Consider the following 12444-nt stretch of genomic DNA (forward strand, 5'->3'; position numbering starts at 1 on the left):
CTTTTGCTAGTTACTAAGAAATCAATTATTTAGTATTAATCACCTCCAAAAGGTTTGTTCCATATTTTATATGCTTTTTCTGCTTGTAACACCAGCATTTCATAACCATTCTTAGTTTTAGCCCCTTTTAATGTAGCGGCTTTCATTAGAGCTGTTTCTTTAGGGTTGTATATTAAATCATAAACGATATGCCTTTCTGATAGGTATTCAACAGGCACTTCTGGCATAAGATCAATATTAGGAAATGTACCAACTGGTGTAGTATTGATAATCAAAGTATATTTAGACATGATTTCTTCTGTTAATTCAGAATAGAGTAGGGTGTTAGTATCCTTGACTCTACTGACAAAGGTGTATTTTAATCCTAATTTTTTTAAAGCATATTCTATTGCTTTACTTGCGCCTCCAGTACCAAGTATTAATGCTCTTTTATGATGAAATTTTAAAAGTGGTTTTAAAGAGTGATAGAAGCCATACCAATCTGTATTATACCCCTTAAGTTTACCTGATTTTGTTATCTGAATGGTATTGACTGCTCCAATAGTTTTCGCTTTTTTAGAAAGAGAATCTAGGTAAGGAATAATAGATTTTTTATAAGGTATAGTAACATTAAAACCTCTTAGGTTCTTTTGCGTTTCTAAGAGATTTCCAAACTCACTAATAGATTGAAAATCGAAGTTGACATACTCACTATTTTCCTCTTTTTTCAATTTCTTAAACTTCTGCGCAAAATAAGCACGAGAGAATGAGTATTCTATATTCTTACCGATTAATCCGTATCGTTTAGCCATAATTATTTTTATAAAAAAAGCTATTCATTAGGAATAGCTTTTTTGTTATATATGATTTTTTATAATGCTCTGTACTATTGGATTTTCCCATTGATTTGGAAAATACGTTTGTATTAGTATTCTCTTTTCAAAATCCTTATTTAAGGCATTAGTTAGATGTTCTGTTCCTTTATCTATATTGTGTGTAGTAAAGTATATAACTGCTAATCTATAATCTATTTCAGCTTCATTGACATGGAAATTAGCAATCTGTAGCAGCTTTTGAATAGCTGTATCAAAATCTCCTAGAAGATACAATACATCTGCCCATCCAGTCCAGTGTTCTACAATATCATTTCCAAGTTCTGCTGCTACTTTATAACCTCTTTCAGCTTCTTCAAAATTAAACAATGTTTTATTTAAAATAGCATGGCGAATCCAATATTTCTCGTTGAATTCATCTATTTGTAATGCTTTTTGAAGATAGAACAGTGCTTTGTCATAATTCGCTTCTAGAATACATAGATCTGTTAAAGCTATCCAGCCCTTGTCTAGCATCGGATCTTCATGAACAGCCTTCTTATAATATTGATAAGCTTGTGGGAAATTGTTTAAGCTTTCATAGCAAGAGCCTATTCGCATTAACACATATGAGTTAGGATCATCTAGCTCAATAGTTGTCATATAGTTATCTATTGCTTCTTTAAACTTATTAAGCTTTTCGAGTGTTTTTCCTTTCTCGATATATGCTCCTATAAACTCTTCGTCTATAAGTGTAGCATAGTCAAATGCCCACTCTGCCTTTTCATAATTTTTAATGATAAAATATTGTCTCCCCAATTGATGCCATGCTATTTCACTATAAGGACTCTTATCAATAAATTTATTTAAGAATTCGATGGCTTCTTCGTTTTCGCTTAAAAAATCAAAACAATAGACTACGTTGTATAATGCGGATTGGTCTTCATCATCATGTTCTAGACATAATATAAAATTGTCTTTTGCTAGATCGATTTGATCTAACATGAGATACTCCATTCCTAGTAAAGAATATACATCTGCTAAGTCTTCAGTTAACGTTAATGCCTTTTGTAATGATATAATAGCCTCTTCGTGTCTTCCTTTTTTAGAGTAAACATTTGCACGTTGAATAAAAACTTCTTCATTCTCAGGATCGATACTTTCTATTTCTGTTAGTAAGCGATCTGCACTTTCTAGTTTATTTTGGAAGACCAATAGTTCTACTTCTACTAGTTTTAAACCAATAGAATGAGGATGTTGATCTAATCCTAGCTTTAATGCTTTTTTTGCTAAATTTAGCTTTCCAGAATCGAGGTAGTGTAGAATGATATTCTCAAACTCTTCTGAATCAAAAAATAAAACTTTATTAGTCTTTAACATTGATTCAAAACGAGATAGTGATAATTTGTATTCTTCTTCTTCGTTATCTAAATGCATATTTGTTTTAATTGATTAGTTAGGATACTATAACCCTAATTCTTTTTGTACTTCATTTAGTGCTTCAATTATGATAGCACATCCTTCTTTTATCTCTTCTTCTGATATTGTTAATGGAGGAGTTATTCTAATAGCTTTTCCTTCGAACAATAACCAGAATAATATTAATCCTTTTTCTTGACATTTCATAATAACTCTATTTGTTATGTCAGCATTAGGAGTCATTGGAGCTATCATTAATCCACGACCTCTAATCTCTTCTATCAATGGGTGAACTAATAATTCTCTAAATAATCGCTCCTTGACAAGAGTTTGTTCCATGATATCTGTTTCTACTAGTTCTTTTAATGTTGCTAAACTAGCTGCAGCGATAACTGGGTGTCCTCCAAATGTTGTAATATGTCCAAATTTAGGGTTGTCATAAAGTAAATCCATGTGTGCATCACTTGCCGTAAACGCTCCTACTGGCATTCCACCTCCCATTCCTTTACCCATAACAATAACGTCAGGGACTACATCATAGTTTTGAAAACCAAATAACTTACCCGTTCTTCCAAAACCTGGTTGTATTTCATCTACAATCATTATCGCACCTACTTCAGTACATCTATCTCTAACTTTAGTTAGAAAACCATCAAAAGGCTCTACAAAACCTGCTCCACCTTGAATAGTCTCTAAGATGATGCCTGCAGTCTTATTAGTTATCTTTTGTATGTCTTCTACACAGTTAAAATGGATGAAATCTACATCAGGTAGTAATGGTCTGAATGCGCGTTTTCTCTCTTCGAATCCCATCACACTCATTGATCCCATTGTATTACCATGGTAGGCATTAAAGCATGAAATTAGTTGACTTCTACCTGTAACTCTTTTTGCTAATTTTAAAGCTCCTTCTGTAGCTTCTGTACCTGAGTTTACTAAGTATGTTTTATTAAGTGGTGCAGGGATATTCTCTGCTAATATTCTGCAGAATTCTACAGCAGGATCCTGAATGTATTCTCCATAAACCATGACATGTGAATATTTGTCCAGTTGATCTTTTATTGCTTGATTAACCTTCGGGTGTTGATGTCCTAAAGTACAAGCTGATACACCTGCTACGAAGTCTAAGTATGCTTTGTTATTTATATCATATATATATGATCCCTTAGCGTACGCTACTTGCATTGCTAGTGGATTAGGTGATGTCTGTGCTTGGTATTTATAAAAATCTTCTTTCATTACATTACTTTTTGTCTTGTTTAGACGTATTGTTCTGTTTTTGTTTTTTGTTTCCCTTTAATTGTTTTGACAAACCAGGAGTTCCTTTAATTGTTTCGGGTAAAACATCAATAGGTTTATTATAACCTTCTTTCTTTTCATCTCTCAATTGTTTTCCCTGTTTTTCTTTATCTATTTCCTCTACTGTAAAAATATCAGAGAGAGTATTAATTTTTTCTTCTATACGATAGGTAAATCCTCGCAATTCACGAACGTTTTTGGGAAGTAATTGATCTGGATATAATTCACTATCAGGTTTCACAAATTTTGTAGCACTACTAATTTTTCCTTCTTCAAATTTAACATTAATGTGACTACAGATTCCTTTGTCAATACCAACCAATTCATTCCTATCATTATACATATAGTAAATGATTTCAGCATTTTTAACTAGATCTAGTTCATCTAATTTGTTTTCTTTGAATTTACCATAGAGATTTACTCCTTTCATTTGGTTAAACCCTGCTCCAACAGTATCTTTTTGGATGATGAAGGCCTCTTCTAATACTTTTAGGGAATCCATTTTTTGAGTAGCTACATTACTGATCAAGTGGATAAAACGTCCTGTAAGTTGACTATCTCCATTCCAAAGAACAGGTTTACCTATCATTTGTGTTAATCCTGCTTTTTCACTCCAATGTATTGAGTCAGCTTTACCACTCATACTATCTCGTAGAATACGAGCGTCATGGAATGCTCTTATTACACGTTCTTTATCTTTTCCAGTAAGTAGTATACGTGGCGCATGCATGTAGACAGAATCGCCTTCTTGTGATTTCATACTTACTAGTGCTTTTTTAGTTACAAATACTGAATCTTTAGCTTTGTACAATTCAGCATAATGCCCCGTGATTTTACTTTTATTGATTGTATCAGTGATTCTTACATTATTAGTAGCAGAAGCAAAGTCTTTGGCTTTGGAGTAGTAAATAGAATCACCTTCTATTTTTCTTTTATCATACCAGATGTAAGAGTTTTTAACCATTTTACCAAGGTCTTTTTTTACATCATAAAAACCATTTTCTGTATAGATATAATCTTCTTTGTTAGTAATAGTTGAAGGACCAAATACATAAGAATGTTGTGGAACTTCATAAAAATCTAAGTGATTAGACTTAATTACTGTTCCTTTTTCAGACGTTACTTTTACAGCTGTGAAGAATTGAAATTTTTTCTCTGCTGTATAGTATCTTCCTTTTTGACTTTCTAGTACATTGCCTTTGTTGTGAATGGTAGCATGTGTATCATAAAAAACTAAGTTTTTAGAACGATCAAATTTTAGAGTATCTGTTTCAAGTGATGAATCTGGAGAAGTCATAACGACATCTCCTTGTGCGTAAGCAAATCCATTAATACCATTGTATTCAGCGTATTTGCTATTTAGTGTAAGTGTATCTCCTTGGACTATTTGTACGTTACCAAATAGTTTAAGATAGTTTTCTTTCTCAAAAAAGTATGCTTTATTGCATGTCATTGTCATTCCATCATGCTCAGCTGATATATCACCTGTAAGAATTACTGCATCAGGCAATACTTCGTAATTGATATCGGAGTAATCTGCGTGATGTATAATGATTTTTTTTTTGTTTTGACTAAAACCTAGTAGTGCGAATAATATAAAAAGTATATAATACGGTAATGTTCTCAAGACGCTATATTTTTTTCAAATTTAAGTAAAAAATACGCACAAAGAATTTAGTTAAGAAGAATTTATAAACAATCGGTGTAGTAATGATGTATCTGAGAGATAAATAGTTGGGTATTCTACGCTTTTAGTAATAATATAAAGTAAGAAAGAGTTACTTCATTTGTGAAAGAAGCAAAAAAAAACACTTCCGAAGAAGTGTTTTTAGTATATATTATTTTACGATAGTCTGTGTTCTATCAGGACCTACAGAAACTATTTTTACAGGTACACCAACTTCATCTTCGATAAATTTGATATACTCTTTAAGTTCCTCAGGTAGTTGACTATATTCTGTCATACCTGTTAAGTCAGCTTTCCATCCTTTTTTCTCTACATAGATTGGCTCTACGTTTTCTGGTTCTATATTATAAGGTAGGTGAGTGATCTCTTGCCCTTTATATTGGTATTTAGTACATATTTTTAATGTTTCAAATCCTGATAATACATCAGCTTTCATCATATAAAGTTCTGTTACTCCATTTACATCTACTGCATATTTAAGAGCAACTAAATCTAACCAACCACAACGTCTAGCACGACCTGTAACAGATCCGAACTCACGACCTACGTTTGCCATAGTAGCACCGATTTCGTCACTTAATTCCGTAGGGAATGGTCCACTACCTACACGTGTAGTGTATGCTTTAAATATACCGAATACATTTTTAACTTTATTAGGAGCGATACCTAATCCTGTACAAGCACCTGCTGCTGTAGTAGTAGATGATGTAACGAATGGATATGTTCCAAAATCAACGTCTAGCAATGACCCTTGAGCTCCTTCAGCTAATACTGATTTACCCTCTCTTAAGGCAGTATGGATATAGTTTTCACTATCAATGAACGTCAGTTTCTTTAATTGTTCAACTGCTGTGAAGAATTCTTCTTCTAGTTCAGCTAAGTTGTACTGTAATTCTACATCGTGAAACTTAATCATTGCCTCGTGCTTATCAGCTAAAGTGCGGTAACGCTCTTTAAAATCTGCAAGTTCGATATCTCCAACTCTTAAACCATTTCTACCTGTTTTGTCCATATACGTTGGGCCAATACCTTTAAGTGTAGATCCGATTTTCGCTTTTCCTTTTGCAGCTTCTGAAGCAGCATCTAGTAAGCGGTGAGTAGGTAAGATTAAGTGAGCTTTTCTAGAAATTAATAATCTCGTATAAATGTCGATATTGAACTTCTCTAATCCCTCAAGCTCTTTGATGAAAACCACAGGGTCAATAACTACACCGTTACCGATGATGTTAATAGAATTTTGATGGAATATCCCAGATGGAATAGTGCGCAATACGTGTTTAATTCCGTCAAATTCTAAAGTGTGTCCTGCGTTTGGTCCTCCTTGAAAACGAGCAATGATGTCATATTTAGAAGTTAGTACATCTACGATTTTACCTTTTCCTTCATCGCCCCATTGCAAGCCTAGTAGTAAGTCTACTGTCATTGTTTGTGTTGTTAAAAAGTTTGAAATTTAGTTGTTGTTTTCCACAGTTTCTTCAGCTTCAGTATTTTTTCTACTTCCATAGAAATAAAGTGAGTGATTGTGAATATCTATATTAAAGATTTCTTCAATTGTCTTTTTAATTGTTTGTATGCGTGGATCACAAAATTCTATAACCTCTCCAGTGTCAGTTAAGATAATGTGGTCATGTTGCTTATCGAAATAAGACTTCTCATAATGTGCTTGGTTTTGTCCAAATTGATGTCTTCTTACCAATCCACATTCTAAAAGAATTTCAATAGTGTTATATAAAGTAGCTCTACTAACTCTATAGTTCTTGTTCTTCATCTTAATGTAAAGAGACTCAATGTCAAAGTGCTCTTCACTATCATATATTTCTTGAAGAATAGCATATCTTTCAGGTGTTTTACGATGTCCTCTTTCTTCTAGAAACTTCGTGAAAACATTTTTAACGATTTCTTGATTTTTTTCACTTCCCATATTAAAAAATATCTTAGTTGCAAATATAGAGTTATTTTCATTCGTATCGAAACTTTTAAAATAAGCTTAGTCTATATCGCGATAAATTATCATTATTTTATGATGGATTGACTCTTGTTACTTTTTCAATTCCTTCTATTTTCTTAAGGTTACTCATCATCTTTTTCAATACATCATTGTTGGGTACGATGACTGTTATTGATCCTTTAAAGATACCTGCATTTTCACTTAAAGATATGCTGCGTATATTTATTACTTTACTTTCAATAATAATTCGCGTTATATCACCAGTTAATCCTGCTGAGTCCATTCCTGTGATGTTTATTGTTGCCTCGAAGTTCATTGCTTCTTTAGAATCTACCCAGAATGCTTGGATGATTCGATAAGCATAATTAGAACGCATACTTATAGCATTAGGACAGTCTGTTTTGTGTACTTTAATTCCTTCATTGATGGTTACAAATCCAAAAGCATCATCGCCCGGTATAGGGTTACAACAGGTTGCTAGTTTATAATCTAGCTTTTCTTTTTCTTTTCCAAAGACAAGTAAGTCTCCAGCCTTACTTGTGGTATTATCTGTTACTGCTGGTATTGATGGAGCTCTCTTAATTGTCTTTTTAAAGAAGTTAAACAGCGTATTATTTCTATTAGCTGCATATTCCTTTAATTGTACGTTATCGATTGCTCCTGCGCCAATGCGATAAAATAGGTCTTGACTCGTTTTTAGTTTAAAATAAGCAACCATTTCGTTGACTACTTTTTCATCTAAATTAATCTTTAAGTGCTTCAGTTTTCGAATCAACTGCTCTTTACCGTCTTCTGCAATACGTTTGGTATCTTCGTTTAACGCATTTTTGATTTTGTTTTTAGCTCTAGTAGTCGTAACATACTCTAACCAGCTCACACTAGGTTTTTTATTCTCAGAGGTGATAACTTCTACTTGATCTCCACTGGCTAATATATGATTTAGAGGAACTAATCTGCCATTGACACGAGTACCTCTTGTGCGTAGACCTACCTCAGAGTGTATAGAGAAGGCGAAGTCTAATGCAGTAGCTCCTTTAGGTAGTGATTTAATCTCTCCTTTAGGTGTGAATATATAGATCTCTTTAGCATATAGACTCAGTTTAAAGTCTTCTACGAAGTCTACTGCATCACTTTCTGCATTTTCTAGTGCTTCTTTTAACTGGTTAAGCCATTTATCTAAACTGTTTTCTTCAGTTACTCCTTGTTTGTATTTATAATGAGCAGCATATCCTTTTTCTGCTATCTCATCCATTCGCTCACTTCGTATTTGTATTTCGATCCAGCGGCCTTTAGGTCCCATTACAGTAATATGTAAAGCTTCATAACCTGTAGTTTTAGGGGCAGAAATCCAATCTCGAAGTCTGTTAGGACTAGGACGGAAGTGATCCGTTACAATTGAATAAATTTTCCATGCAATAAACTTTTCATCATGTTGAGTAGATTTATAGATAATTCGCAAAGCAAATTTATCATAGACTTCATCAAAAGTTACGTTTTGCGCTTTCATCTTACGACGAATAGAGTAGATAGACTTTGGTCTACCTTTCATAGAGTATTCTACTTGCTCTTCATCAAGAGATTTTTTTAATATATTACTAACGGATTGTATGTACTGATCTTGCTCTTCTTTACTTTCTTTCATTCGATTTAGAATGTCTTGGTAAATGCGAGGTTCAGTATATTTAAGACCTAAATCTTCTAGTTTAGTTTTGATATTAAATAATCCTAAACGGTGTGCTAACGGAGCATAGATATATAAAGTTTCAGAGGCTATCTTCGCCTGTTTATAATCTACCATACTTTCCATCGTCTGCATATTATGTAGACGGTCAGCTATCTTAATCAAGATTACACGGACATCATCGTTTAATGTTAATAACATTTTGCGATAATTCTCTGCCTGCATTGAGATATGTGGGTCAGGCTCTAACATAGCCATCTTCGTTAATCCCTCTACAATTTTGGCTATCTTCGGGTTAAACCATTCTTCGATTTGCTCTACTGTAATATCAGTGTCTTCTACCACGTCATGCATCAATGCGGCTGCAATAGAGGTAGCTCCTAATCCAATCTCTGATGCTACAATTTTGGCAACAGCGATAGGGTGGAAAATATAGGCTTCTCCAGATTTTCTTCTTTGATCTTTATGTGCATCTACAGCTACGTCAAATGCTTTGCGGATTAATTTTTTATCTTCTTCAGATAAAGTTTGGTAACTAATCTTTAAAAGCTCTTTATACTCTTTGGCGATTGCTTTGTTTTCTAATTCTATTTCTTCCTCTGTCATATATAATTCGCAACTTTTTATATCTAAAATACTGTTGTTTAAATATAAGGAAAATTAAGTTATACTCAGTCTATCATTTGTTAAAAAAATGATGAATTATGATTCGATAAACGAAGTTATACTGTGTTTAATTTCAATTCTTTATAATAAATCTATAGAGTTAGTGAAATAGAAGTAACAAAACAAACCGTTAGATAAGTAATAAAATGTGTATAGATAGGTAGGATAACAGAAGAGATAAAGTGTCTGTTTTCTCATTTAGAAAAATGAAGTGATAGAATTTATGTCTTATAAGTCTGACTTCAATTAATCTAAAGAATATGTAATTTCAAATTTATTGTTTAATAGAAGAAGAATAAAGGAAGTATACTAGGACAATAGTTGGGTAAAACTGCTGTTTACCCAACTATTGTCCTTAAACTGTCCTTGGAGTTAATACCAAGCCTTTAAATTATTGGGTTTAAAGAGGGTTTAAGGAATAGGGAGTAATTAATGTTTTGTTTTTATATTGTTGTTTATCAATTGTTTATTTGAAAATGGTTTAAATAAAAATGTATAAAAAAAGCATATTAAAACTTTCTAAAGCATATTTAGAGAGGAGAATAGAATAAAAAGTAACTTATGAACTGATAAAATTTTAATTTTTGGCAAGAAAGACAGTAGTTAACAAAAAATGTAATTTGAAATTTACTGATTTTAATTAGTTTTTCTAATAGGATATTCTTTAATGGGATGTAGGATAAGGTTGTAAAGAGATGTTGTTAAGGAGTAATAATTTTGTTATAAGTATGGTTTGTTGTTAATTTTTTATATTTGTATAGGATAAATTTGTGTTTATTTAAATGTTTGATGGTAATTTAAAATATAGATATGGGATTATTTGATTTGTTTAAGAAAAAGAGGGACTTTGAAAGTAGTAATGATTCTAATCAGCGTGAAGAACAGTTTTCAGAGGAAATGGCAGATAAAGCTGCACTTTTTGTATAAAAATTTAGTGATGATTTTGAAAGGTTAGATTTTAGTATTGATAGCCTAAAAGTCGTGGATAGAATTTTAGAAGGAGTAGCTGTTTATTTTGATAAGATGGAAGAGGAAGGTCAAAAGGGACTTACTGAAGCTATCGGGGCTTATGTATTCGAAGTAGCGAAGCGAAATTTCGGTGGTAGATATTACTGGTATGATGATTTAAATCAACCAATATTTGTAACTGGTCAACCAAAGTTCGAAGCTTCTTTATTGGCTTTTGAAAAAGTAAAAGGAAGAATTAAGAATGGTTATGAGGATAATATTCCTTTTTTCTTTGAAGGATAAGTGGAGTTGGTAATAGCTAAAAAATCGGGAATAGTAGTGTAGTTATGAAATGTAGTATAATGAGTAACAGAAACAAGAAAAGTAATGGGATCTGTAATCCTATCGCATATTCTTGTTTATTCATAGTTATTCCTATTTGTTATCCAAGCGCATACGCATAGATTGATTAAACGCCGTAAAACCTTCTATCTCATATAATGCAATAGCTCTGGTATTCTCAGTTAAAACACTTAGTTCGAAGTATTCTACCTTATTTTGAACTCCCCATTCTTTGATACTTTGTATTAGTTTTTTTCCATAACCTTTTCCCTGATTATCTGGACTAACAATTAAATCCATTAGGTAGATACATCGCTGCTGTATGAAACAATTGTATAGCGGAGCGCTCTGTAACTGAGCAATAGCAAAACCTTGAACTTCTTTATTGTCTTCTGCTATAAAAATAGTAAAATCATTTTCTCCTTTAATAACGCTTTTTATAAATGTAGTATCTTGAGTGGCAGACTTCATATAGTTTGGCTCTAATTCGACCATCCTATCAAAAAGAATTTTGTATAAGTTATGTATTGAAAGAAGATCTTCTATAGTTGCTTTTCTAATCATATTAATGGTCAATTTATAGGCTAAAATAAGAGTTTAACATTAGATTGGCTAATGTATATGGAAGTTTTATATAAGGGGGGAGTGGTTATAACAGTATAAGTTATACCTTCACCTTAGTCGGCAGTTGACCATAGTATTTCTTAAAGGCAGAAGAGAAGTGGTGACTGTGCTTATAGCCTACATATTCTGCTATTTCGTAGATGTTATATTCATTAGATTGGATCATCTCAAGTGCTCGCTGCATTCGAAGATCGTGGATGTACTTAAAGGTTGTTGTTCCGAAGAGTGTTTTGAATCCTTTCTTTAACTTGGTTTGATTGATTCCTACTCTTAATGCCAATTCTTGGATGGTAAAGTCTTTGTTATAATTCTCTGTGATATACTTCTTAATGTCGTGAAGTGCTTGTTCATCTTTTTTATGCAAAGGTATTTCCTTATGCGTGTTGGTATAACACCAATTTGTATAATGTAATAGATGTGCTTCTGCCACTTTATTGTTTAGGTAATGTTCTGCTAGTTTACCTTGGTAAGGATTAGATACTAATTGTTGTAATACTTGGATTGTGTTCAAGTTTAAATCAAACATTAGTTTAGGAGAGTTGATACCTAATAACTCTTCTAAATATGCCTTTTCTTCTTCAAATAAATTTGTGATAAAGCTCTTGTTGACAGCGATCTCTAAGAATTCCCCTTTGTTGTCTTTATCCGTTTTCATAATGTGCTCATAAGGCACAGCTTGCTCTTGAAACAATAGTCCCCCTTGCTCGTGTATATTTAGATTATCGTGGTTAAGGGTAAGACTACTTCCTTGAATACAGTTGCAAGTCAAGATGGATTCTTTTGTGGGTAAGACAGCGTGATAGAAGTCTTGTTCTGCTGTGTAAATACCGTGTTTAATACTCACAATAGACGTTTCTATAGTCGTTATATCCATAGTATAATGAGAACCATTGATATGGTAGTTCTGACTATTTATGTTCTTCTGAGTGTCTGTATGTAACATCCTAAATATATTTGACATTGCAAAAGTAAGTATTTATATTGGTTTTAAATAAGTTGCTATTAAAATGATTTGTAGTTAGTTGTAATACTTCTTTTG

Annotated in this window: 10 protein-coding genes; 1 reads left to right on the plus strand and 9 read right to left on the minus strand. The window is 32.5% G+C overall.

All coding sequences use genetic code 11. The features are described from left to right. Window positions 1-35 precede the first annotated feature (35 nt). The 7 genes from LNQ81_RS11045 to LNQ81_RS11075 all read right to left on the minus strand — a co-directional run bounded on the left by LNQ81_RS11045 (window position 36) and on the right by LNQ81_RS11075 (window position 9431). Entirely contained in the window at window positions 36-791 is a 756-nt protein-coding gene (locus LNQ81_RS11045; RefSeq protein WP_229946700.1) for a shikimate dehydrogenase family protein, read from the minus strand. A 45-nt stretch (window positions 792-836) separates the two neighbouring features. Beyond that, the gene (locus LNQ81_RS11050) at window positions 837-2228 is read right to left on the minus strand and encodes a tetratricopeptide repeat protein (RefSeq protein WP_229946701.1); all 1392 of its coding nucleotides are present in this window, start codon (window positions 2226-2228) and stop codon (window positions 837-839) included. 27 nt (window positions 2229-2255) lie between these two features. Next, entirely contained in the window at window positions 2256-3449 is a 1194-nt protein-coding gene (locus LNQ81_RS11055) for an aspartate aminotransferase family protein (protein ID WP_229946702.1), read from the minus strand. Window positions 3450-3453: 4 nt separating this feature from the next. Next, window positions 3454-5136 carry an OstA-like protein gene (locus LNQ81_RS11060; protein WP_229946703.1) on the minus strand — a complete coding sequence of 561 codons (1683 nt, stop codon included), beginning with the start codon at window positions 5134-5136 and terminating at the stop codon, window positions 3454-3456. A gap of 211 nt (window positions 5137-5347) precedes the next feature. Continuing rightward, window positions 5348-6619, minus strand: coding sequence for an adenylosuccinate synthase (locus LNQ81_RS11065; RefSeq protein ID WP_229946704.1), 1272 nt, complete (start codon window positions 6617-6619; stop codon window positions 5348-5350). Window positions 6620-6646: 27 nt separating this feature from the next. After that, entirely contained in the window at window positions 6647-7117 is a 471-nt protein-coding gene (locus LNQ81_RS11070; protein ID WP_229946705.1) for a Fur family transcriptional regulator, read from the minus strand. 97 nt (window positions 7118-7214) lie between these two features. Then, window positions 7215-9431, minus strand: a complete 2217-nt coding sequence (locus LNQ81_RS11075) for a RelA/SpoT family protein (protein WP_229946707.1) — start codon at window positions 9429-9431, stop codon at window positions 7215-7217. A 1041-nt stretch (window positions 9432-10472) separates the two neighbouring features. Between LNQ81_RS11075 and LNQ81_RS11080 the strand changes: the two genes are divergently transcribed. Beyond that, window positions 10473-10742 carry a hypothetical protein gene (locus LNQ81_RS11080; protein WP_229946709.1) on the plus strand — a complete coding sequence of 90 codons (270 nt, stop codon included), beginning with the start codon at window positions 10473-10475 and terminating at the stop codon, window positions 10740-10742. A gap of 132 nt (window positions 10743-10874) precedes the next feature. Here the strand turns inward: LNQ81_RS11080 and LNQ81_RS11085 are convergent, their stop codons facing one another. Both LNQ81_RS11085 and LNQ81_RS11090 read right to left on the minus strand, forming a co-directional pair. Further along, window positions 10875-11345 carry a GNAT family N-acetyltransferase gene (locus LNQ81_RS11085; RefSeq protein WP_229946710.1) on the minus strand — a complete coding sequence of 157 codons (471 nt, stop codon included), beginning with the start codon at window positions 11343-11345 and terminating at the stop codon, window positions 10875-10877. A 100-nt stretch (window positions 11346-11445) separates the two neighbouring features. Beyond that, on the minus strand, window positions 11446-12348 hold the full coding sequence (locus LNQ81_RS11090; protein ID WP_229946713.1) for a helix-turn-helix transcriptional regulator: 903 nt from the start codon (window positions 12346-12348) through the stop codon (window positions 11446-11448). Window positions 12349-12444 lie beyond the last annotated feature (96 nt).

This window comes from Myroides oncorhynchi, from assembly GCF_020905415.1.
Classification (GTDB): Bacteria; Bacteroidota; Bacteroidia; order Flavobacteriales; family Flavobacteriaceae; genus Flavobacterium; species Flavobacterium oncorhynchi_A.